Source organism: Agromyces mediolanus, assembly GCF_014648575.1.
Lineage (GTDB): Bacteria > Actinomycetota > Actinomycetes > Actinomycetales > Microbacteriaceae > Agromyces > Agromyces mediolanus.
This window is the reverse complement of record NZ_BMRJ01000001.1, coordinates 1,313,421-1,336,315: the sequence shown is the minus strand read 5'-3', so window position 1 is coordinate 1,336,315 and position 22,895 is coordinate 1,313,421. Positions and strand designations below refer to the sequence as shown.

Sequence of the window (22,895 nt, the reverse complement as noted above, 5' to 3'; positions counted from 1 at the left end):
GGTCAGGCCGCTGAGGCGTCGGCCGCCGGTTCGGGCTCGCCCGCCAGACGAGCCGCCACCTCGGGGTACTTCCGCAGGTACGCGCGCCACGTCACGGCCCAGCGCTCGGGGTCGTCGAGATCGTCGTGGTGGGTGTGGTGCACGCTCTGCCGGTGCGGCGCGGTGCGCACGATCTCCGGGGTCTCCCGGGCCTCGCGGGCCACCTCGGCGAGCGCGGCGACGTACTCGTCGAGCTCGGACTTCGAGTACGACTCGGTCGGCTCGAGGGTGAACGGCTGGGGCACCACGTAGGGGTGGTGGCTCGTCCAGTAGTGCATGCCGAAGTCCGACATCCGCACGCCGATCTCCTCGGAGCTGATGCCGGTCTCCTCGTACAGCTCCTGCCAGGAGTAGCGCACCTGCTCGATGCGCCGGCGGCCGCGCGCGTACGGCGCGGACGCACCGGGGATCTCCAGCACCTTCGCGAGCAGGTAGTTGTTGTTCAGCACGGCGGTCTCGGCGGCGGCGAGGAGCCCGTCCGCGCCGAGCGCCATGATCCAGGCGTAGGCGCGGACCAGGTTCGGCACGACGCCGAAGAAGGGCGCGACCGTGCCGATCGACTGCGGGCCGGCGTCTCGCACCTCGAAGCGGGCGTCGTCGCCCTCGCCCACCCGCACGATCCGCGGGCCGGGCAGGAACGGCGCCAGCGCCGCGCTCACGGCGTTCGCGCCGGAGCCGGGCCCGCCGCAGCCGTGCGGCGTCGAGAACGTCTTGTGCAGGTTGAAGTGGCAGACGTCGAAGCCGGCGTCGCGCGCCCGGGTGATGCCGAGGATGCCGTTGGCGTTCGCCTGGTCGTAGGAGGCGAGGGCGCCCACGGCGTGCGCGGCATCCACCCACTCCGTGATCGCCGGGTTGTAGATGCCGGTGTCCTCGGGGTTCGTGACCATGATCGCCGCGGTCCGCGGCGAGAGCGCCGCCTTCAGGGCGGCGAGGTCCGGGTAGCCGTCGGCGTCGGGGTGGACGGTGATGACCTCGTAGCCGGCGGCCTTCGCGGCGGCGGCGTTCGAGGGGTGGCTGAAGATGGTGGTGATGACCTCGCGGCGCTGCTCCCCCTCGCCGTTCGCCTCGTGGTAGGCGCGGATCATGGCGATGTTCGCCCAGATCGCGGCGGAGCCGCCCTGGGTCTGCAGCGAGACCTCGTCCATGCCGGAGATCTCCGCCAGCATCCGTTCGAGCCGCCACACGATCTCGAGCACGCCCTGCGCGTCGGCCGGGTCCTGCAGGGGGTGCATCGCGGTGAGCTGCGGGGTCGCGACGAGCTGGTCGTTGATCTTCGGCGAGTACTTCATCGTGCAGGTGCCCTGGCCGATGTCGACGTTCAGGTCGGCGCCGAGGTTCTCCTGGGAGAGCCGCAGGTAGTGCTTCAGCACCCGCATCTGCGCCATCTCGGGCAGCGCGGGCGGGGTCGCCCGGCGGAGGCCGGCGGGCAGCTCGGCGAGCACGTCGCCGACGGCGTCGCGGACACCGGGCTCGACGGCGGGCACGAGCAGGCCGCGCTCGCCGGGCGTCGAGAGCTCGAAGATGACGGGTTCGTCCCAGCGGGCCTGGTGGAAGCGTCGGATGGCGGGCTTCGGGGCGAGGGGGAGGCTCATGCGCGCTGCTCCTGGGGGATCTGGCGGTCGGTTGCGGTGCCGCAGGCGGCGGCGAGGGAGGTCGCGAGGCGATCGATGTCGGCCTGGCCGGTGAGCTCGGTGACGCAGACGAGCAGCAGCTCCTCGCCGACGACGACGCCCGGCTCGATGCCCTCGGCGCGGAGGGCGGCGACGAGCTCGGCGGCGGTGCGGCCGGTGCCGGAGACGTCGACGGTGAACTCGCGCAGGTGCAGGGCGTCGTCGCCGAGGCGCACGCCGGGCACGGCGGCGAGTCGCTGCTGCGCGTAGCGGGTGCGGGCGAGCAGCAGTTCGCCGAGCTCGGCCATGCCCACCGGGCCCATCAGGGCGAGGTAGACGCCGGCGGCGATGCCCCAGAGGGCGGCTGCGGTGCCGACCCACTCCTTGCCCTCCTCGCGGCGGGCGAAGGAGGTGCGCTCGTAGGCGACGTCGCCGAAGCCGACCTCTCCTGGCACGTCGGTGCTCGCGAGCCCGAACAGCCGCGAGGGCAGCTCCATGACGAGGGCTTCGTCGTCGGCGACGGCGATGAAGCCGCCGTGCGCACCGCCGAACCACTGGTGCAGGCCGAGCGACTGGATGTCGCCGCAGACGATGTCGGCCCCCTGCTCCGCGGGCGGGGTCAGCACGCCGTAGCCGATCGGGTCGGTGCCGACGACCAGCAGGGCGCCCGCCGCGTGCGCCGCGGTCGCGAGCGCGGGCAGGGCCGCCTCGACCGCGCCCGTGGCACTCGGCGTCTCGACCCAGATCGCGGCCACGTCATCGCCGAGCCGGGCTGCGGCGGCCGCGACGTCGGCGGTGCCGCCCGCCGTCGGGACGAGCTCGAGCTCGAGGTGGACGCGCACGAAGTCGTGCACCTTCGAGTGCTTCTCGGGCAGCACGTCGCTCACGACGAGCACCCGGCGGCGACCCGTGAGCCGGCCGGCCATGGCGAGCGCGGTCGCGGTCGACTGGTAGCCGTCGTAGGTCGGCACGTTGACGACGTCCATGGCGAGCAGTTCGGCCATCAGCGACTGGTACTGGAACAGCGCCTGGAAGCGGCCGTGGTCCTCATAGGGCTCCCCCGCGTACGCGGTGAGGAACTCGCTGCGGTTGATCACCTCGTCGACGACGGCGGGCACGTGGTGCCGGTAGGTGCCGTGGCCGAGGAAGCTCAGCCGCTCCTCGGTGGAGCGGTTCTTCGCGAGGAGGCCGCGGACGTGCCGCGCGAGGTCCTGCTCGGCGAGGAGCGGCGCGGGCAGATCGAGGGGGCGGTCGAGGCGCAGCGCCTCCGGCACGTCGGCGTAGAACTCGTCGACGGATGCCGCGCCGACGGCGTCGAGCATCGCGCGACGCACCTCGGGGGCGGAGTTGGGCAGGTACGGGTGCACGAAGGCAGCCGATGGCTCGGTCATGTGGATCCTCAGTCCTCGGGGGCGGTGATGGTGATGAACGGCGGCTCGGCGGCCCGCGGGGTGGCGAGCACGGCGGCGCCGAAGCGGGGCAGGGTGAGCGTCGTCCCGAGCGCGGCGCCGTCGCCGAGCAGCTCGCGTGCGCCGTGCGGCACATCGACCGTGAGCTCGCCGCGACCGTGGTTCAGCACGAAGGTGTAGTCGGTGTCGTCGTCGGCTCGCGTCACGGCCTCGAGCATCGGGTCGGTGCGGTCCCGAGCGGGCAGCCCGGCCGCCGCGAGCACCCGCCGGAAGAGGGCGAGGAGCCCGGCGGGCTCGAGCACGCAGCTCACGTACCAGGCCGCGCCGGCCGAGGCATCCGCTCCGCGTCGGGTGATCGCCGGCCGGCCGACGAGCTCGCCCGAGTCGTAGGCGGCGATCGTCTCGGCGGCGGCCGCTTCGAGCCACTCGCCCCAGACGGGCGCGTCGAAGGCTTCGCCGCCGGCGAGGGCGACGCGCTCGGCGCGGCCGTCAGTGACGGGCCAGACCTCGTCGACCTCGACGCCGAGGAGTTCGCGCAGGGGGCCGGGGGCTCCCCCGTCGTGCACGTGCTCGTTCGGGTCGACGACCCCGGAGAACGGCCCGACGACGAGCTGCCCGCCGCGAGCGACGAAGGCGCCGAGCGCCGTGGCCTGCTCGGCGTCGGCGACATAGAGGTTCGGGGCGACGACGAGCTCGTAGCCGTCGAACGGCCCCCTCGCGGGCACCGTGTCGACCGGGTGGCCGAGCTCGTGCAGCGCGGCGTGCCAGGCGCGGGCCTGCGCGAGCCAGTTCAGCCGCTGCGAGGGCAGCGATTCCGTCGCCGAGCTGCCCCACCACGAGTCGTAGTCGACGACGAGCGCGATCCGGGAGCGCACCCGGCTGCCGCGCACGGGTTCGAGGCGGCGGAGCTCGGCGCCGAAGGCCTTCGCCTCCTGGAAGGTGCGGGAGGCCTCGCCGCGGTGGCCGAGCATCGCGGAGTGGAACTTCTCCTGGCCGTACTTCGCCTGCCGCCACTGGAAGCACATCGCGCCGTCCGATCCGTGCGCGATCGCCTGCAGGCTGCCGACGCGCATCTGACCCGGCGCCTTCGGCACATTGACCTCGCGCCAGCTGACGCCGCTGGGCGCCTGCTCGAGGAGCAGCCACGGCCGCCCGCCCTTCAGCGAGCGCATGGAGCCGTAATTGAGCGCGGCGGGCACATGCGCGAGCGGGTCGGCGGGATCGGGGTAGGCGTCGTCGGTGACGAGGTCCTCGACGGCGGCGAAGTCCCAGTAGTCGAGGTCGCGCAGCAGGCTCATGAAGTTCGTCGTGACCGCGATCTCGGGGGTGACCTCGCGCAGCACGTCGATCTCGAGCTGGAAGAGCTCGAGCAGCGCGTCGGAGGAGAAGCGCTCGAAGTCGAGCAGCTGGGTGGGGTTGACGGGTCCGGTCGCGCGCCGCGGCGGCTCGATCTGCTCCCACGCGGTGTAGCGCTGGCCCCAGACGTTCACGCCCCAGGCCGCGTTCAGCCCGTCGAGATCGCCGTACCGGGCCTCGAGCCAGCGGCGGAAGTGCCGGGCAGACTCGGGGCACCAGCAGCGCGAAATATGGTCGCCGTACTCGTTCGACACGTGCCAGAGTGCGAGGCCGGGGTGCTCGCCGTAGCGCTCGGCCATCGCCCGGGTCATCCGGGCGACGTGCTCGCGCCAGACCGGCGAGCTCGGGCAGTACGCCTGCCGGGAGCCGAACTCGAGGCGTTGGCCGTCCTCGTTCCAGGGCAGCATCTCGGGGTGGCTGCGCACGAGCCAGGCGGGCGGGGTGGCGGTCGCGGTGGCGAGGTCGATGCGGATGCCTGCGTCGCTCAGGATCTCGAGCACGCGGTCGAGCCAGCCCCACTCGTAGACGCCGGGCGCGACCTCGAGCTGCGGCCAGCTGAACACCGGGAGGCTCACCAGGTTGACGCCCGCCTCGCGCATGAGCCTGGCGTCCTCGAGCCAGACCTTCTCCGACCACTGGTCGGGGTTGTAGTCGCCGCCGTAGGCGAGGGCATCGAGTCGGATGCCGCGGGGCGCGTCGCCTGCCACACCTGCTCCTCTCTGAGTGGGTCGGTTCCGGTCGCGGGCCACCTCATGGATGGGTGTACACCGCCAGCTGCAGAATGTATTCTGTATACACACCGTAAACCGGATGCCGGAACCGGTCAAGCCCCGCACCACCCCCTAGGCTTGCCCGCGAACGGCCGAACGGCCCGGAGGGCGAAGATGGCGATCGAACGCAAGAACCTGCGCTCACAGGTGCGCGAGGAGCTCCTCACGCGCATGCGGGCGGGAGCCGTGCAGCCCGGCGAGGGCATCAACGAGGTCCAGCTCGCGGCCGAGCTCGGCGTCAGCCGCACCCCGCTCCGCGAGGCGCTCATCGCGCTCGAGAGCGAGGGCCAGATCACGAGCGAGAACGGCAAGGGCTTCCGCTTCATGCCGCTGAGCGCGAGCGAGTTCGAAGACCTCGCCCCGGTGCTCGCCGCGCTCGAGAGCCTCGCCCTCGAGCTCAGCCCGGTCGAGGAGCTGCAACGCATCGGCGTGCGCCTCGCCGCCCTCGCGGCGGAGTTCGACCAGGAGCTCGTCGAGCACGCCTTCATCGTCACGAAGGACGACGAGTGGCACGGCCTCATGCTCTCGGCCTGCCCGAACCAGCGGCTGCTCGACGTCATCGCGAGCGTGCGCGGCTCCTTCCACCGGTACGAATCGCTGCTCGTGCCGAACGACGCCATGGTCGAGCGGGTCGCCGCCGAGCACGCCGCGGTCGCCGCCCGTCTCGTCGAGGGCGACGTCCCCGGCGCGATCGTCGCGCTCAAGGTGAACTGGATGCACGGCATGCGCCGCATCCTCGAGAACGCGTCCAGCCCGTACTTCACCGCCTGAGCCCCCTCCACCGTCCCTCGGCCGGGAGGAGATTGGCACGCCCGGAGGTCACTCCGCCGAATCCGCTCCTCCCGCGCCGCGATCCTCCTCCGCATCCGCGCTGAGCTCGACGGCGAGGTCGAGGAAGAGCGCCGCCGACCAGCCGAACGCCGTCGTCGCCGTGCGGGCCTTCTGCCCGGTCTCGGGGTTGAAGTACTCGTGCGGGCCGCCGCCGTGCACGACGAGGGCGACCGTGCGTTCGGCGAGCTCGCGCGCGAGCTCCGGCCGCCCGGAGCGGCGCAGCCCCTCGACGATGAGCCGGTTCGTGTTCACCCACACCGGCCCGCGCCACATCCGCTCCGGCGAGAAGTCCGGATCGGCGGCCGACACGGTCGGCACCGCCCACGGCGTCGCGTAACGCGCCGGATCGGCGAGCGCCGCTTCGAGGGATTCGAGCACCGGCGCGGGCAGCTCGCCCGTGAGCAGCGGCATGAAGCCCACGATCGCGTCACTCGCGACCCGCTCCCCCGCCGCCCGAGCCGTGAAGCGGCCGCGCTCTGCGTCCCAGAGCTCCAAGAGCCGCTGCATGGTCGCCGCAGCGCGGGCGCGGTGCGCCGCGGGATCGCCCGCGGCATCCGCGCCGTAGCGCTCGGCGAGCCGGGCGAGCTCGAGGTCCTGCAGCACGAGGTAGGCGCCGAGATCGGGCGCCGTCGTCGGCAGCGGGCCGTCGAAGATCGGGCTGTCGTCGAGCCCCGAGGAGTACGGGTGCCCGTACTCGGGCAGACCGTCGCCGTCGAGGTCGCTGCCCGCGAACCACCAGTCCTGCGAGCGGCGGATGACGGCGAGCTGCTCGCGCGCCCACTCCGGTCGGTCCTCGTCCTCGAGCACCTTCGCGAGCGCCCAGGCGGCGAGCGGCGGCTTCGTGAGCGGCACTGGCGCGGCCGGGTCGGCGATGTCGGAGCCCGCGCGGCGCAGCCGGTCGCGATCGGCCTGCGGCAGGTCGTCGCTCGTCGCGAGCACGCCCTCCTCGTGCACGACGTCCGGCAGCTGTCCGTCGGCGCTCGGGAAGCGGAAGGCGATCTCGAGCTGCTCGCGCGCGAGCTGCGCGTCGCCGTGCCGGAGGCCGAGGGCGATGAAGTACGCGTCCCACTGCCAGACGCCGACGTAGCCGATCTTCGAGGGCACGACGCCCCGCGCCGTGCCGAGGGCGGGCAGCTCGACCACGTTCGCGCCGAGCACCCACCAGCAGAACGCCGCCATCGATTGCAGATCGGGGCGCACGACGGGGCACTTCGCGAACCAGTCGAGCCAGACCGTCTCGCTCTCCGCGAGCGCGGCGGCGTGCGCGACGGATGCCTCGGCGAGCACGCCGCGGTCCGCGCCGACCGTCAGTCGGACCGCGTCGCCCGGGCCCTCGAGCCCGCGCCGCTCGCGCGCGCCGTCGGGCCGCAGCCACTCGACGGACCACGGCCCGCCGCCCACGGCCCCTACGGTGAGCGCCGACGGTCCAGCGAAGCCGAGCACGGCCGCGCCCCCGCCGAACTCGATCGCGTGCGGCAGCACCCGGGTCACGGGCACCGGTTCGCCCGAGGCATCCAGCACCCGCAGCTCGTCGAGCACGCGGCACTCGTCCAGTCCGCGCTCGTACTCCGAGGTGTGCACCCGCAGCGCGGTCGCCGGCGCGGGCACCCCGCCCTCGCCGAGCAGCTCCGCGGCGTCCTCGCGGTCGGCCCGGAACACGAGCACCCGCGAGCGCGGCAGCGTGAATGGCGCCCGCGCCAGGTCGAGGTGGTCGCCGGCGAGGCCGGCCAGGGCCGCGGCATCCGGCCGTGCGGTCATCGTCCCCCCAGCCCGGAAGCGGCCATACTATTCAGGATGCGGCGCTGCCCGATCACGAACACGATGAGCATCGGGATCGTCGAGATCGCGCTGGCCGCCATGACCAGGCCGTAGTTGATCGAGCCGAACTGCCCCTGGAACGCCGAGAGCAGCAGCGGCACCGTGAAGAGGTCGGGCGTGTTCAGTAGTACGAGCGGGAACAGGAAGGCGTTCCACACGTCGAGCGCCACGATGATGCTGAGCGCCGCGAGCCCGGGCTTCAGGTTCGGCAGGATGATGCTCCAGAAGATCCGCCAGCGGCCGGCGCCGTCGACGATCGCGGCCTCCTCGAGCTCCTTCGGCAGCGACAGCACGAACTGCCGCATGAGGAACACCGCGAAGGGGTTCGCGAGGAGCCCCGGCACGATCAGCGCCAGGTGCGAATCGACCCAGCCGAGCTGCGTCATCAGCAGGTAGAACGGGATCAGCGTCACCTGCTTCGGGATCATCTGCGTCGCGAGGAACAGGATGAAGAGCACCTTCGCCCCGCGGAAGCGGATCCGGGCGAAGGCGTAGCCCGCCATCGACGCCGTGAGCAGGGTCCCCGCGACCACGAGCGCCGCGATGTAGAGGCTGTTGAGGTACGCCTGACCGAACGGCACCGCGTTCCACGCGTCGGCATAGTTGTCGAGGGTCCACGGCTGCGGCAGCACCGACAGCGGGTCCTTCAGCAGCTGCGGCAGCGTCTTGAACGAGGTGAGCAGCATCCAGAGGAACGGGAACACCATCGCGAGCCCGCCGACGACGAGCAGCGCGTGCAGCAGCGTCTGGCTGAGCCGCCGCTTGCCCTTGCCGGTGCGGGGCGCGCGGGGCCGGTAGCCCGGGGCACTGATCGCGATGGTCGAGTCGGTCGGCGGCAGCTGGGTGCCGTCGACGAGGCTGGGGTTCGTGAGACTCATGCGGCGTCGTCCTCGTAGTGCACGAACTTCTTCTGGGCCCCGAACTGGATCGCCGTGATGACGAGGGTCAGCAGGAGCAGGATCACGCTCGCGGCGCTCGACGGGCCGATCTGGAACTTGCCGAAGCCGAGATCGTAGATGTGGTACACGATCGTGCGGGTCGCGTTGTCCGGTCCCGCGTTCGAGACCAGCACGTACACCGTGTCGAAGGTCTGCAGCGAGGAGATGAACGCGACGACCGAGGAGAAGAACACGATCGGCGAGAGCAGCGGGAGCCGGATGCTGCGGAACAGCCGCCACGCGCCGGCGCCGTCGATGCGGGCCGCCTCGATCACCGAGGGCGAGATGTTCTGCAGCCCGGCGAGGAAGATGACGACGTTCAGGCCGAGCGAGGACCAGATCGTCACGATGCAGACGGCGAGGAGCGCGAGCTTCGGGTCGCCCAGCCAGTCCGGCGGGTCGATGCCGAAGACGTTCGCGATCGTCGTGGAGAGCACGCCGTCGGCGCGGAACATCTGCTGCCAGATCATCGCCACCGCGACCGTCGAGGTGACGACCGGGGCGAAGAACAGCACGAGGTAGAGGGTGCGGGTCTTCAGCCGCTCGAGCGCGACCGCGATGACGACCGCGAGCCCGAGGCCGATCGGCACCGTCACGACCGCGATGATCAGCGTGTTCACGATCGAGCGCCAGAGGAGCTCGTCCTGGAACTGGGCGGTGAAGTTCTCGAAGCCGACCCAGCTGAGCTCGCTCAGGCCGTCCCAGCTCGCCAAGGCGAGCACGAGACTCGCGGCGAACGGCAGCACGACGAAGACCGTCATGCCGAGAAGCTGCGGACCGATGAAGAGGTAGCCCCAGCGCCGGTCGCGGCGGCGCCAGGCCGATTCCCTCCTGGGGGTCGGGGGCGGGGCGGATGCCGCAGGCGCTGCCTGCGGCATCCGCTCGCCGGTGGCGAGGTCGCTCACGCTACTTCCCCGACTTCTCCGCGAGGGCTGCGGCCGCGTCGAGCGTCTGCTGCGCGTCGGCCTTGCCCTGGTAGAGCTTCAGGAACTCGTCGCTGATGCCCGTCGAGAGGCCGGGCACGCGCGCCTCGGCGGCGTAGTTGGTGAAGCCGATGTCGCGCAGGTCGAGGAACGTCTGGGCGTGCGCCGGGTAGCCGCCGTCGAGCACCACATCGTCGGCGCCCTTGATCGACGGCACGGCGTTGCCGCCGCCCTCGAGGCGGAACGTCTGCCCCTCGGCCGAGAGGAACTCGGTCCAGAAGGTGAACGCGGCGTCCTTCGCCTTCGTCTTGCCGTTGATCGCGAGGAACGACACGGCGACGCCGGTCGGCGCGGCCTCGCCGTCCGGGGTCGGCCAGCGCACGATGTCGTACGCGTCGGGCTCGCCGGCGGTCTGCACGGTGCCGATCGTGTAGCGGCCCTGCACGAAGAAGCCGGCCTTGTGGGTCACGAAGACGCTGTCGGCGCCGGCGCCGTCGGGCAGGGTGTCGGCCACGACGAAGGTGCCGTCCTGGAACTGCGCGCCGAGCTCGTCGATGGCGGCCACGCTCGCCGGGTCGCTGTTCGCGGTGAAGGCGCCCGACTCGTCGTACGGCGCGGGCAGCCCCTGGGAGGAGAGCCAGCTCCAGTGCGTCGCCCAGTAGTTCCAGAACATCGAGCCGGTGAGGCCCGCGTCCTTGAGCTTGGCGTTCATCTCGAGGTACTTGTCGGTCGTCCACTCGCCCTGCTCGGCGAGCGTCGCCGGGTCCTCGGTGATGCCGGCCGCGGCGAGCGCGGTCTTGTCGTACCAGAGCACGTCGGGGTTCGAGTCGTTCGGGGCGCCGTAGTACTCGCCGTCCTGCTCGGCCGCGCCGAAGAGGCCGGGGAAGAAGTCGTCGGGCTTCGTCTGGCTGTCCTTCGACTCCATCAGCTCCTTCAGCGGCATGAGCCGGCCGGAGTCGACGAACTGCCCCATCTTGTCGTCGCCGACGTAGAAGACGTCGGGGGCCGTGTTGCTCGCGAGCTGGGCGAGGAGCTTCGAGTGGTACTCCTCGTAGCTCGCGACCGGCTGGAGCTTGACCGTGATGTCGGGGTGGCGCTTCATGAACTCCGTGTTGAAGTCCTGGTACCGGGTGAGCTCCTCGGCGGTTCCCCAGGTCGACCACACGACGGTGTTCGCGTCCTTTGCACCTCCCCCGCCGCTGCACGCTGCCAGGCCGATGGCGAGGGCGCTCGCTGCGCCGATCGCCAACAGCCGCCTCATCTTCGAGTTCGCGCGGGCCATTCCGCTACCTCTTTCGTCATTGCAGGAGGAGCCGGCGACGGGCGCCGGTCGGGGGAACTGCTACCTCAGTATTCTGTATACAAAACTCAGCCGCGTCAAGGGTCGTCGCTCCCCGGACACACGAACGCCCCGGGGCCAGTGGCCTCGGGGCGTTCGGAGAGCGCGGCTCAGACGGCGGCGGGCAGCTTCGCGGCGACGAGCTCGGCGATCTGCACGGCGTTCAGCGCCGCACCCTTGCGCAGGTTGTCGTTCGAGACGAAGAGCACGAGGCCCTTGCCCTCGGGCGCGGACTGGTCGGCGCGGATGCGGCCCACGTAGCTCGGGTCGCTGCCGGCGGCCTGGAGGGGCGTCGGCACATCGCTGAGCTCGACGCCGGGCGCGGCGGCGAGCAGCTCGGTGGCCCGCTCAGGGGTGAGCTCGTTCGCGAACTCCGCGTGGATCGAGAGCGAGTGCCCGGTGAAGACCGGCACGCGAACGCAGGTGCCCGCGACGCGGAGGCCCGGCAGCTCGAGGATCTTGCGGCTCTCGTTGCGCAGCTTCTTCTCCTCGTCGGTCTCGTTGTCGCCGTCGTCGACGATCGAGCCGGCGAGCGGGATCACGTCGAAGGCGATCGGGCGGGGGAACTTCGCCGGCTCGGGGAAGCGCACCGCGTCGCCGCCGTGCACGAGGCCGATCGCGTCCTGCGTGACGACCGCGCGGGCCTGCTCGAGCAGCTCCTCGCCGCCGGCGAGCCCCGCGCCGGAGACCGCCTGGTAGGTCGAGATCATGAGCCGCTCGAGGCCGGCCTCCTCGTGCAGCACCTTGAGCACGGGCATCGCGGCCATCGTCGTGCAGTTCGGGTTCGCGATGATGCCCTTGCGCGCCTCGTCGATGGCGTGCGGGTTCACCTCGCTCACGACGAGTGGCACGTCGGGGTCCATCCGCCAGCCGCTCGAGTTGTCGATCACGGTGACGCCGGCCGCGGCGAAGCGCGGCGCCTGGGCCTTCGAGAGCGTGGCGCCCGCGGAGAAGATCGCGAGGTCGAGGCCCGTGGGGTCCGCGGTCGAGGCGTCCTCGACGACGATCTGCTCGCCCTTGAACGGCAGGGTCGTTCCCGCCGAGCGGGCGGAGGCGAAGAAGCGGATGCTCGCGACCGGGAAGTCCCGCTCCTCGAGCAGGCGGCGCACGACCGCGCCGACCTGACCGGTGGCGCCGACGACGCCGATGTTCACACCGTTGCTCATGTTGTCCCTCTTACTCGTGGCTCTTCAAGTGTGCCCGACGCGGGGCGGGTGCCGGCCGGAAATCCGTGATCACCGGCGGGATTGGCAGGAACGTCACGCATTCCGGCCGGATGCTTCGGCTGGATGCCCCGGCGCTGCGCCGCGGCATCCGAGCCGTCGCCTGAGCTCAGCGACCGGTGCCGGCGTGCACGACGGCGTCCTCGGCGGCGTCGAGGCCGAACGCCGTGTGCACGGCGATGGCGGCCTGGTTGACGCTGTCGGCGCGGGTGACGACGGAGATGCGGATCTCGGAGGTCGAGATCATCTCGATGTTGATGCCGGCCTCGTAGAGGGCCTCGAAGAGCTTCGCCGAGACGCCGGAGGCGTTGCGCATGGCGTTGCCGACGATCGAGAGCTTGCCGATCTGGTCGTCGTACTGCAGCGAGCCGAAGCCGATCGCCTCCTGCGCACCGGCGAGCGCGGTGAGCGCCTTCTCGCCGTCGGCCTTCGGCAGCGTGAAGGAGATGTCGGTCTTGCCGGTCGCGGCAGCCGAGACGTTCTGCACGATGACGTCGACGTTCGCGTTCGTGGCGGCGACGATCTTGAAGATCTTGGCGGCGACGCCCGGCTTGTCGGGAACCCCGACGACCGTGATCTTGGCCTCGGAGAGGTCGACGGCGACGCCGGCGATGACGGATTCTTCCACTTCGGCTCCTTCGGGGGCGCGCGAGGGATCGTAGACGACGGTCCCCTCGGTGTTGTTGAACGACGAGCGCACGTGCAGGGTCACGCCGTGGCGGCGCGCGTACTCGACGGCGCGGATGTGCAGCACCTTGGCGCCGGAGGCGGCGAGTTCGAGCATCTCCTCGCTCGTGACCCGGCCGAGCTTGTGCGCCCGCTTCACGACGCGGGGGTCGGCCGTGAAGACGCCGTCGACGTCGGTGTAGATCTCGCAGACGTCGGCCTCGAGCGCGGCGGCGAGGGCGACCGCGGTGGTGTCGCTGCCGCCGCGGCCGAGCGTCGTGATGTCGCGCGACTCGCGGCTGAAGCCCTGGAAGCCGGCGACGATGACGATCGCCCCGTCGTCGAGGGCCTCGCGCAGGCGCACCGGGGTCACGTCGACGATGCGCGCCGCGCCGTGCGTGGCATCCGTGATCATGCCGGCCTGGCTGCCGGTGAAGCTGCGCGCGTCGTGGCCCATGCTCTTGATGGCCATCGCGAGGAGCGCCATCGAGATGCGCTCGCCCGCCGAGAGGAGCATGTCGAGCTCGCGGGGCGCCTGGATCGGCGTGACCTCGTTCGCGAGGTCGAGCAGTTCGTCGGTGCTGTCGCCCATGGCGGAGACGGCGACGACCACGTCGTTGCCCGCCTTGCGCGTCTCGACGATGCGCTTCGCGACCCGCTTGATGCTCTCGGCGTCGGCGACGGACGATCCGCCGAACTTCTGCACGATCAAGCTCACGTGGCCTCCCGGGGTTCTGGGCGCGCGCGGGCCGACGGGCCCGTCGTCGGAGTCTTCATCATACGGCTGGCGGCATTCCCCGATCGCCATGTGACACTGCCGCCGGACGGCGGGCCCTCGGCGCCGCGCGGCGCGGGGTCAGGCCTCGTGGGGGCGCGCCAGGTACCACTCGGTGAACGCCTCGGCCCGTCCGTCGTCGGCGAATCGGATGATCCAGAGGTTCAGGTAGTCGCGCTCCGCGGGGTACTCGGTGCGCCCCTGCACGAACGCGATGTCGGGCCCTTCGTGCAGCACCCACCAGTCGAACGACCACTCCCCCGGCGCGTCGGCGTCCTCGAGCCAGCCCGCGACGATCGCCTCGCGTCCGCGCCTCGGTTCCGCGTCGGGCGCCGTCAGGTACACCGCGTCGTCGCTGAACAGCGCGCCGATATCGGCCGCCTCGTTGCCGCGCCACGCACGCAGGTAGCCCGCCATCCAGTCCGCCAGCCGCTCGCTCGGCGCCGTCCGCTCTCCTGGCGCGTGCCCGCTCATGTCTCGTCCCCCTCCGCGCGGGCGCCGCGCCCGCTCCGCGGACGTTCCTACGCCGGAAGCGCGACGGCGTCAACCACTTGGCGGGGATGCGCGGTGCCCCGACGCGGGTCAGCCGACGACGCGGCGACCCTCGAAGGCGCGGCCCAGGGTGACCTCGTCGGCGTACTCCAGGTCGCCGCCGACGGGGAGCCCGGAGGCGAGCCGCGTGACCCGGATCTCGAGCGTCGTGAGCAGGCGGCTGAGGTAGGTCGCAGTCGCCTCGCCCTCGAGGTTCGGGTCGGTCGCGATGATGACCTCGCGCACGGTGCCGTCGGCGAGCCGCTGCATGAGCTGCCGGATGCGCAGCTCATCTGGGCCGATGCCGTCGATCGGGCTGATCGCGCCGCCGAGCACGTGGTACAGCCCGCGGAACTCCCGGGTGCGCTCGATCGCGACGACGTCCTTGGCCTCTTCGACGATGCAGATCAGGCTGGGGTCGCGCCGCGGATCGCGGCAGATCGAGCACGTGGCCTGCTCGGACACATTGCCGCAGATGTCGCAGAAGCGCACCTTGTCGCGCACTTCGAGCAGCACCTCGGCGAGCCGGGTGACGTCGAAGTGCTCGGTCTGCACGATGTGGAACGCGATGCGCTGCGCCGACTTCGGCCCGATGCCGGGCAGGCGGCCGAGCTCGTCGATCAGCTCCTGGACGATGCCTTCGTACACGGGCTAGCCACGCTCCCCGTAGCCGCCGCGCCCGGGGGGCGGCGGCGCCTCGACCTCTTCGAGGAAGGTCGCCCCGAGCACCTCGCGGACGACGGCCTCGCCGTAGCGCTGGAAGCCGCCCGATGAACCGCCCGCACGGCTGCCGCGCTGCGCGGCAGCCGGCCGCTGGGCGGCGGGTGCGCGCGGTGCTTCGGCGGCCCGCTGCGCGGGAGCGCTCGACGCGGCCGCCGGCTGGGTCGCCGCGCGCTGCGGAGCCGCCTCGCTCGGTGCGGATGCCTCGCGCACCGGCGTCGCGTCGAGCTCGGGCTCGGGGCCCGGATCGAACGGCGGCTCGTGGTCTTCCGGCGGCGCGTCGGCGTCGTCGGGGGCCGGGGGCTCGTCGTCGCGCGTCGACGCCGGTGCTGCGGCCGGTCGCGCGGCGGGGGCGGGCGGGAGCGACGCGGCGACGGCGCCGATCGGCGCGGGCTCGGCGGCCGCGGGCTCTTCACGCGGGATCGCCACCGTCGCCCACGAGTCGACGGGACCCGAGTCGACTGGCGCTGCTGCGGCGTCGACCGGGGACGCCGGACGCGCGGCCGACTTCGGCACGGGAGCGGCGACGGTCGTGGACGTCGCGGACAGCGAGGACGAGGCCGGCTGCCGTGCGCCGTCGGCCGGGTCGGTCCGGCCGCCTGCCGCCGGAGCCGCCGCGGGCTCGGCCGGCGCCGGTTCGCCCGCGAACGCGGCCTCGGGCTTCGCGATGTACTTCACGCGGACGCCGAGCACGTGCTCGATGGCCTCGCGGAGCAGCTCGGCGACGCTCTGCCCGGGCGGGCCGCCGCGGAAGCCCTCGACGTCTTGCACGCTCGGGAACGAGAGCACGAGCACGTCGCCGTCGCGGTAGTCGCGCACCTTCGCGGTGAAGGCGACCATCCACGCGGTGCGTTTGCGGCTCTGCAGCACGGACAGCACCTCGGGCCACGCGTCGCGGAACTGCGGCAGCGAGATCGGGCCGCTCGGCTTCGGTGCGGGTGCCGACGCCACGGGTGCCGCGGCCGGCACGGCAGCAGGGGTTTCGGCCGCGGCCGACGGCTCGGAGCTCGCCGGTGCGGGCGAGGAGCTGGCGCGCGGAACGGGCTCCGCAACCGGCTCGGGCTTCGGCGCTGCAGCGGAAGCGGCTGCAGGAGCCGGGGTGGCAGGAGCCGGAGTGGCCGGAGCAGGAGTGGCAGGAGCCGGAGTGGCAGGAGCCGGAGTGGCAGAAGCGGCGGCCTGCCGAACCGCGGCAGCCGGCACGGGGGCCGCGGGCCCGGCAGGCGCGGCGCCGCTCGCCGCCGGCGGCACGAGCACCCGGGCGAGCATGAGCTCGAGGTGCAGCCTGGGCGAAGTGGCCCCGGTCATCTCGGTGAGCGTCTGGTTGACGAGGTCGGCGACGCGCGAGAGTTCGGCCGGGCCGAAGGCACGAGCCTGCACCGCCATGCGCGCGAGCTCGTCGTCGGGCACCCCGCGGAGCACCGCGGCGGCGGCCTCGGGCGACGACGCCGCGACCACGATGAGATCGCGCAGGCGTTCGAGCAGGTCTTCAACGAAGCGCCGCGGGTCTTGCCCCGTCTGGACAACCCGGTCGGCGGCGGCGAACGCGCCGGCGGAGTCGCGGGCACCGATCGCGTCGATGACCTCGTCGAGCAGCGCGCCGTGCGTGTAGCCGAGCAGCGCGACGGCGCGCTCGTAGTCGATGGTCGAGCCCTCGGAGCCGGCGATGAGCTGGTCGAGGAGCGAGAGGGTGTCGCGCGGCGAACCGCCGCCGGCCCGCACGACGAGGGCGAGCACGCCGGGCTCGACCTGAATGCCCTCTTCGGCGCAGAGCTGCTGCACGTACTCGAGCATGGGCGCGGGCGGCACGAGGCGGAACGGGTAGTGATGCGTGCGTGAGCGGATGGTGCCGAGCACCTTCTCGGGCTCGGTCGTCGCGAAGACGAACTTCACGTGCTCGGGCGGCTCTTCGACGATCTTCAGCAGCGCGTTGAAGCCGCCGGAGGTCACCATGTGCGCCTCGTCGATGATGAAGATCTTGAAGCGGTCGCGCGCCGGGGCGAAGATGGCGCGTTCGCGCAGGTCGCGCGCATCGTCGACGCCGCCGTGGCTGGCCGCGTCGATCTCGACCACATCGAGGGAACCGCCGCCGCCGCGGGCGAGCTCGACGCAGCTCGGGCAGACCCCGCACGGTGAGTCGGTCGGGCCTTCGGCGCAGTTCAGGCAGCGGGCGAGGATTCGGGCCGACGTCGTCTTGCCGCAGCCGCGCGGGCCGCTGAAGAGGTAGGCGTGGTTCACCCGGTCGGTGCGCAGCGCCGTCATCAACGGCTCGGTGACCTGCGATTGGCCGATCATCTCGGCGAAGGTCTCGGGCCGGTAGCGGCGATAGAGGGCGGTGACCACCACACAATCGTAGCCACCCCCGCCGACACGCCTCCCGCATCGAGGCATCCGGCGGGCGTACCATGCCAGGACGCCGGATGCCATCGCCGGACCGGCGGAGAGGGGCGACGATGACCAGGCACTTCAGCGACTCCCGGATGGCGAAGTTCGAGGAGGCGCTCCGGGCCGAACGGGCCGAGGCCGAAGCACGCCTCGCGGAGCATCGGGAGGGCATCGCCGAGGTGCGCAGCGCCCGGTCGGATGCCTCGGCCGACGACGAGCACGACCCGGAGGGCCCGACCATGACGCAGGAGTGGTCGCAGCGCACGGCGGTCCTGGCCGACGCCGAGCTCGAGCTCGCCGAGGTCGACCGCGCGCTCGCCCGGCTGGCCGACGGCAGCTACGGGGTGTGCACGAACTGCGGCAAGCCGATCTCGGTCGCGCGCCTCGAGGCGCGCCCCACGGCGACGCTCTGCATCGACTGCGCCCGCCTCGCCGGCTGACGGCCGACCCGCCGACCGCGGCCGGCACCCGGCACACCCGGCACCCGGCACCCGGCACCCGGCGCATGAGAGCGGGGGCCGGCGCCGCGGCACCGACCCCCGATCCCGCTCCTGCTAGGCGCGGCGCCGCTTGCCTCGGAGCGCCATCAGGAGCGCACCGAATCCGGCGATCAGCGCCGCCACCCCGCCGAGCACCGCGGGGGCGGCGTCGAACCCGGTGGAGGCCATCGCACCCGATCGGTACGTGTACGCCTTCGCGAGCGTCGCCGTGCCGCAGTCGGCGCTGCCGACCACGGTGACGTCGACGACGCCGGTCCCGGCCGGGGCGACGGCGACGATCGTGCGATCGTCGACCATCCTGAACGAGCTCGCGTTCTTGGAGCCGAACTTCACCGCGGTCGCGCCCGTGAAGCACTGCCCGCTGATCGTCACCTCGGTGCCGCCGGTCGACGGTCCGCTCGGCGGCGTCACCGTGTCGATGCCCGCCGGCGTGTAGGTGTACGTCAGCGGCTCGCTCGTGCCGCCGGCCGCGGTGACCGTCACCTCGACGGGACCGACCGCGTGCGGCGGGGTCACGAAGTCGACCCGGCTGTCGCTCACCTGGGTGAACGGCACCGCCGTGCCGTCGAGCAGCAGCTCGGTCGTGCCACCCAGGCCGGTGCCCGTCACCTGCACCGCCGTGCCGCCGCTCGCCGGACCGTGGTCCGGGGTGAGCGCCGCGGCGTTGACCGGCGGCAGGTAGCTGTAGCCGTCGGGCAGGGTGCCGGTGCCGCAGTCCCCGATGCCGAGGACGGTGACGTCGACGACGCCGGTGCCCGCGGGCACCACGGCCGTGATCTCGGTGTCGCTCACCACGGTGAAGCTCGTGGCGGAGGTCCCGCCGAACTGCACGTCCGTCGCGCCGGTGAAGCAGGAGCCGGTGATCGTCACCTCGGTGCCACCCGCCTCCGGTCCGCTCGGCGGGTCGACCTCGTCGACCGTCGTGACCGGGTTGTAGGTGAACGGCAGCGACTCGGAGCCGAGCGGGTTGGTCACCACGACCTCCACCAGCCCGGGGGCGTGCGGCGGGGTGACGAAGGTCACCGTGCCGTCGTCCTCGATCGTGAACGGCACCGACTCGCCGTCGACCGTCACCCCGGTCGTGGAGTCGAGGCCCGCTCCCGAGATCGTCACCGTGGTCCCGCCGGTCTCCGGCCCGTGGTCGGGGCTGAGCGCCGCGAGGCCGAGCGGCGGGATGAAGGTGAACGTCATCGGCGCGCTCTCGCCGCCGGCCGTCGTGATCGTGACGTCGGCGGGCCCCGCGGCGTGCGCGGCCGTCGTGAAGGTCACCTCGGTGCCGCTCACCTGGGTGAAGGGCAGGGATGCCCCGTCGACGGCGACCTCGGTCGCCCCCGCGAGCTCGGTGCCCGTGATGGTCACCGGCGTCCCGCCGGTCGTCGGGCCGTGGTCGGGCGCGAGCGAGGTGATCGCCGGCGCGGGCACGAAGGTGAACGGCATCCCGTCGCTCTCCCCGCCCGCCGTCGTGATCGTGACGCTCACCGTCCCGGCCGCGTGCGGCTCGGTCGTGAACGTCACCTCGGTACCGCTCACCTGGGTGAAGTCCACGGACGTCCCCTCCACCGACACCTCGCTCGCTCCCGCGAGGTCCGTGCCGGTGATCGTGACGAGCGTGCCGCCCGCCGTCGGCCCCTCGTCCGGAGCCAGCGAGGTGATCACCGGCGCCGGCACGAAGGTGAACGTCATCGGCGCGCTCTCACCGCCCGCGGTCGTGACGGTCACATCCACTGGGCCGGCGGCGTGCGCCGCCGTGGTGAACGTCACCTGCGTGCCGCTCAGCTGGCTGAAGGCCACCGAGGCGCCGTCGACCGAGACCTCGGTGGCGCCGGCGAGGTCGGTGCCCGTGATGGTCACGAGCGTGCCGCCCGTCGTCGGCCCCTCGTCCGGAGCCAGCGAGGTGATCGCCGGCGCAGGGATGAAGGTGAAGGGCAGCGCGTTGCTCGGCCCGCCAATGGTGGTGACGACGACGTTCACGGCTCCGGCCGCGTGCGGCTCGGTCGTGAAGCTCACCTCGGTGCCGCTCACCTGCGTGAAGGGCAGCGATGCGCCGTCGACCGTGACCTCCGTCGTGCCCGCGAGGTCCGTGCCCGTGATCGTCACCACCGTGCCGCCCGCTGTCGGCCCCTCGTCGGGGTCGAGCGCGGTGAGCACCGGCGCCGGCACGTAGGTGTACGGCATCGGATTGCTCGCGCCGCCCGGTGTCGTCACGATCACGTCGACCTGGCCCGCGGCGTGCGCCGGGGTGAGGAAGGTGAGCTGCGTGCCGCTCACCTGGGTGAACGGCACCGAGGCCCCGTCCACCGTGAGTCCCGTCGCACCGGCGAGGTTCGTGCCGTCGACCGTGACGAGCGTGAGCCCCGACGTCGGCCCGGCGGAGGGCGTGAGCGAGGCGATCACGGGCACGTCGTAGTAGGTGAACGTGAGCGGGTTGCTGACGCCCATCGGCGTCGTCACGACGACCTCGACCGGACCGGCGGCGTGCGGCGGGGTCACGATCGTGATCTCGCTCGAGCTCACCCCGGTGAACGCCACCGAGACGCCGTCGACCGTAACTTCACTGGCATCCCCGAGGAAACTGCCGGTGATCGTGACCGGCGTGCCGCCGGCGCTCGGCCCGGCATCCGGGTCGAGCTCGGTGAGGAGGGGCGCGGGCAGGTAGGTGAAGGTGAGCGGGCCGCTCGTGCCGCCCGGGGTGGTGACGGTCACGTCGACCGGACCGACCGCGTGCGGCGGCGTCGTGAAGCTCAACTGCGTGCCGCTCACCTGTGTGAAGGGCACCGAGTCGCCGTCGACCGTGACCGCGGTCGCTCCGGCGAGGTCCGTGCCGTCGATCGTGACCGGCGTCCCACCCGAAGCCGGCCCCTCGTCCGGGGTCAGCGTCGTGATCACGGGCGCCGGGACGTAGGTGAACGTCATCGGGGCGCTCGTGCCGCCCGGGGTCGTGATCGTCACGTCCACCGGCCCGGCCGCGTGCGGCGCGGTCGTGAAGGTCACCTGCGTGCCGCTGACCTGGGTGAAGGCGACGGATGCTCCGTCCACCGACACCGCACTGGCATCCCCGAGGTCGGTGCCCGTGATCGTCACGGGCGTGCCGCCGGCGGTCGGGCCCTGGTTCGGCGCGAGCGAGGTGATCGTCGGTGCCGGCACGTAGGTGAACGTCATCGGGGCGCTCGTACCGCCCGGGGTCGTGATCGTCACGTCCACCGGCCCGGCCGGGTGCGGCGCGGTCGTGAACGTCACCTCGGTGCCGCTCACCTGGCTGAAGGCGACGGATGCTCCGTCCACCGACACGTCGGTGGCGCCCCCGAGGTCGGTGCCCGTGATCGTCACGGGCGTGCCTCCGGCCGTGGGACCGGAATCGGGTGCGAGGGAGGTGATCTTCGGTGCCGGGATGAACGTGAACGGCAGCGCATTGCTCGTGCCGCCCGGCGTCGTCACCGTCACGTTCACCGGGCCGGGCGCGTGCGCCGCGGTGGTGAACGTCACCTGGGTGCCGCTCACCTGGGTGAACGGCACCGACGCGCCGTCCACGGTGACCTGACTGGCGTCGGCGAGGTCGGTGCCCGTGATCGTCACGAGCGTGCCGCCACCCTCGGGCCCCTGGTTGGGCGAGAGCGTCGTGATGACCGGCGGCAGCGCCGCGGCGAGCACGGTCGAGGAGGCGAGGTCGAGCTTGGCCAGATCGGTGTTCGCGACATTCGGCAGGAGCGTGACGCTGAGCGCGCGGACGGTGAACGAGCCCGGTCCGAGGTCGCCGCCGGCCTCGTTCAGCGGCGCTTCGGTGGGTTGCTCGTTGATGCGGATGACCACGAGGTTGGCGAGCAGCCCGTCGAGGGCGGGCTCGAGGAGCGTGAGCACCGCGTCGACGACCCCGTTGAGCGCCGTCGTGATCTCGCCGCTCGTGCTGGTGAGCAGCGTCTGGATCGGGGCGACCACCCCGGCGAGGATGGTCGGCACGATCGTGTTCGTCACGGTGGTGAGCACGGAGGCGAGCAGCGTGTTGATGTCGACGCCCGTGCAGATCCCGCCGACCTCGACGCCGAGGCAGGTGGGCACGCCCGGCAGCAGCTGCAGCTGGGACAGGTCGGCGGTGGCGGTGCCGTTCAGGAACTGCGTGAGCGTGCCGTTGATGATGATCGGCGCGTTCACGAGCTGCAGGCCGCCGAGAGCGGGCAGGGCGACGACGCTGAGCCCGACGTTGAGCGAGATCTGGGTCGATTCGAGCAGCGCGTCGAGGCCGCCGGTGAGGTGTCCGACGAGTTTGCCGAGGGCTTGGTTGACGCCGTCGGTGATCATCCCGATGACTTCGGGGGTGAGCACGCTGGTGTTCGGGGGCAGCCCGTTCAGGTTCGGCCCGCCGGGGTTGACGAGTTCGGCGAGGTCGACCGAGATGGTGCCGTCGGTGAGGTTCACGCTGATGGCGCCGTCGTCGCTGTAGAGGATCGCGTTGGGTCCGCCGAGGAGCTGGTCCACGAGCTGGCTCAGGTTCGGTGGGGTCACGGCGATCGTGGCGTCGCCGAGACTCACGTTCGCGACGCCGAGGAGTTGGATGTCGGCGATCGCGTCGACCACGCCCTGCACGGCGCCGCCGGGCCCGGCGAGCGCTTCGAGGTCGCTGGTGAGTTCGGTGGTCGCCGTGTTCAGCGTGTCCCGGAGTTGGGTCGCGAGGCCCGCGACCGCGGGGCTTGAGAGGTTCAGCTTCAGGTCGGTGACGCGGTAGTCGCCCGTTATCCCGGTGCCGCCGTTCTTCGCGGCGCGGGTGGCGAGGGCGCCGACTTCCAGGGATGCCTCGTCGATGAGCTGATCGGTGACGGCGGCGACGCCGAGCTGGTCGAGCAGATCGGTGAGGTTCACCGTCGCGTTGCCGAAGTCGGCGGGGTCGGCGTCCTCGGACACGGAGATCGTGCCGTCGTCGGCGACCGCGCCGCTCGCGGCGACCGAGTCCGTCGTGGACGCGGTGCCGGCGTAGCTGTTGACGACCCCGATCTCGCCGAGGTTCAACAGGCCAGGCCCGGTCCCGTCGGTCAGCAACGGCACCTGCACCAGCCCGTTCCCGATGAGATCGACT

Annotated in this window: 15 protein-coding genes; 2 read left to right on the top strand and 13 right to left on the bottom strand. The window is 72.3% G+C overall.

Annotation, left to right across the window (positions count from 1 at the left end):
* Positions 1-2: 2 nt before the first annotated feature.
* The 3 genes from gcvPB to IEY71_RS06345 are packed head-to-tail and all read right to left on the bottom strand — an operon-like array spanning position 3 to position 5,121.
* Positions 3-1,631 (bottom strand): aminomethyl-transferring glycine dehydrogenase subunit GcvPB, encoded by a 1,629-nt coding sequence (gcvPB, locus tag IEY71_RS06355; protein WP_189084408.1) that lies wholly within the window; start codon positions 1,629-1,631, stop codon positions 3-5.
* Positions 1,628-3,040: an aminomethyl-transferring glycine dehydrogenase subunit GcvPA gene (gcvPA, locus tag IEY71_RS06350; protein ID WP_189084407.1), complete on the bottom strand. Its 1,413-nt coding sequence runs from the start codon at positions 3,038-3,040 to the stop codon at positions 1,628-1,630. Before gcvPA ends, gcvPB begins: the two co-directional genes overlap by 4 nt.
* A gap of 8 nt (positions 3,041-3,048) precedes the next feature.
* The gene (locus tag IEY71_RS06345; protein WP_189084406.1) at positions 3,049-5,121 is read right to left on the bottom strand and encodes a beta-galactosidase; all 2,073 of its coding nucleotides are present in this window, start codon (positions 5,119-5,121) and stop codon (positions 3,049-3,051) included.
* A gap of 177 nt (positions 5,122-5,298) precedes the next feature.
* Between IEY71_RS06345 and IEY71_RS06340 the strand changes: the two genes are divergently transcribed.
* A complete protein-coding gene (locus tag IEY71_RS06340) occupies positions 5,299-5,955 on the top strand; it encodes a GntR family transcriptional regulator (protein ID WP_189084405.1) in 657 nt (218 codons plus the stop codon).
* A 48-nt stretch (positions 5,956-6,003) separates the two neighbouring features.
* Here IEY71_RS06340 and IEY71_RS06335 read toward each other — a convergent pair whose 3' ends face one another.
* The 9 genes from IEY71_RS06335 to IEY71_RS06295 form a co-directional block, all read right to left on the bottom strand.
* The gene (locus IEY71_RS06335; protein ID WP_189084404.1) at positions 6,004-7,773 is read right to left on the bottom strand and encodes an amylo-alpha-1,6-glucosidase; all 1,770 of its coding nucleotides are present in this window, start codon (positions 7,771-7,773) and stop codon (positions 6,004-6,006) included.
* Positions 7,770-8,711, bottom strand: a complete 942-nt coding sequence (locus IEY71_RS06330) for a carbohydrate ABC transporter permease (RefSeq protein ID WP_189084403.1) — start codon at positions 8,709-8,711, stop codon at positions 7,770-7,772. The genes IEY71_RS06335 and IEY71_RS06330 overlap by 4 nt, the downstream gene beginning before the upstream one ends.
* Entirely contained in the window at positions 8,708-9,676 is a 969-nt protein-coding gene (locus tag IEY71_RS06325) for a carbohydrate ABC transporter permease (RefSeq protein ID WP_229781548.1), read from the bottom strand. The genes IEY71_RS06330 and IEY71_RS06325 overlap by 4 nt, the downstream gene beginning before the upstream one ends.
* A 1-nt stretch (position 9,677) precedes the next feature.
* Positions 9,678-10,943, bottom strand: a complete 1,266-nt coding sequence (locus IEY71_RS06320; protein WP_229781547.1) for an ABC transporter substrate-binding protein — start codon at positions 10,941-10,943, stop codon at positions 9,678-9,680.
* 200 nt (positions 10,944-11,143) lie between these two features.
* Positions 11,144-12,199: an aspartate-semialdehyde dehydrogenase gene (locus IEY71_RS06315; RefSeq protein ID WP_189084401.1), complete on the bottom strand. Its 1,056-nt coding sequence runs from the start codon at positions 12,197-12,199 to the stop codon at positions 11,144-11,146.
* Positions 12,200-12,365: 166 nt separating this feature from the next.
* The gene (locus tag IEY71_RS06310) at positions 12,366-13,640 is read right to left on the bottom strand and encodes an aspartate kinase (protein WP_189084400.1); all 1,275 of its coding nucleotides are present in this window, start codon (positions 13,638-13,640) and stop codon (positions 12,366-12,368) included.
* Between the two features lie 138 nt (positions 13,641-13,778).
* Positions 13,779-14,171, bottom strand: coding sequence for a nuclear transport factor 2 family protein (locus tag IEY71_RS06305; protein ID WP_229781546.1), 393 nt, complete (start codon positions 14,169-14,171; stop codon positions 13,779-13,781).
* A gap of 108 nt (positions 14,172-14,279) precedes the next feature.
* Positions 14,280-14,876 (bottom strand): recombination mediator RecR, encoded by a 597-nt coding sequence (gene recR, locus IEY71_RS06300; RefSeq protein WP_189084399.1) that lies wholly within the window; start codon positions 14,874-14,876, stop codon positions 14,280-14,282.
* A 3-nt stretch (positions 14,877-14,879) separates the two neighbouring features.
* On the bottom strand, positions 14,880-17,288 hold the full coding sequence (locus tag IEY71_RS06295; RefSeq protein WP_189084398.1) for a DNA polymerase III subunit gamma and tau: 2,409 nt from the start codon (positions 17,286-17,288) through the stop codon (positions 14,880-14,882).
* 110 nt (positions 17,289-17,398) lie between these two features.
* Between IEY71_RS06295 and IEY71_RS06290 the strand changes: the two genes are divergently transcribed.
* Complete coding sequence (locus IEY71_RS06290; protein ID WP_189084397.1) at positions 17,399-17,770, top strand: TraR/DksA family transcriptional regulator; 372 nt, start codon at positions 17,399-17,401, stop codon at positions 17,768-17,770.
* Between the two features lie 114 nt (positions 17,771-17,884).
* On the opposite strand, the gene IEY71_RS06285 is transcribed toward IEY71_RS06290, so the two are convergent.
* On the bottom strand, positions 17,885-22,864 hold the full coding sequence (locus tag IEY71_RS06285; protein ID WP_229781545.1) for an IPT/TIG domain-containing protein: 4,980 nt from the start codon (positions 22,862-22,864) through the stop codon (positions 17,885-17,887).
* Positions 22,865-22,895 lie beyond the last annotated feature (31 nt).

Bases quoted from the DNA above. Each gene is read 5' to 3' on its own strand.
- IEY71_RS06335 (WP_189084404.1), bottom strand. From the start codon at position 7,773: ATGACCGCACGGCCGGATGCCGCGGCCCTGGCCGGCCTCGCCGGCGAC.
- gcvPA (WP_189084407.1), bottom strand. From the start codon at position 3,040: ATGACCGAGCCATCGGCTGCCTTCGTGCACCCGTACCTGCCCAACTCC.
- gcvPB (WP_189084408.1), bottom strand. From the start codon at position 1,631: ATGAGCCTCCCCCTCGCCCCGAAGCCCGCCATCCGACGCTTCCACCAG.
- IEY71_RS06290 (WP_189084397.1), top strand. From the start codon at position 17,399: ATGACCAGGCACTTCAGCGACTCCCGGATGGCGAAGTTCGAGGAGGCG.
- IEY71_RS06340 (WP_189084405.1), top strand. From the start codon at position 5,299: ATGGCGATCGAACGCAAGAACCTGCGCTCACAGGTGCGCGAGGAGCTC.
- IEY71_RS06330 (WP_189084403.1), bottom strand. From the start codon at position 8,711: ATGAGTCTCACGAACCCCAGCCTCGTCGACGGCACCCAGCTGCCGCCG.
- IEY71_RS06315 (WP_189084401.1), bottom strand. From the start codon at position 12,199: ATGAGCAACGGTGTGAACATCGGCGTCGTCGGCGCCACCGGTCAGGTC.
- IEY71_RS06305 (WP_229781546.1), bottom strand. From the start codon at position 14,171: ATGAGCGGGCACGCGCCAGGAGAGCGGACGGCGCCGAGCGAGCGGCTG.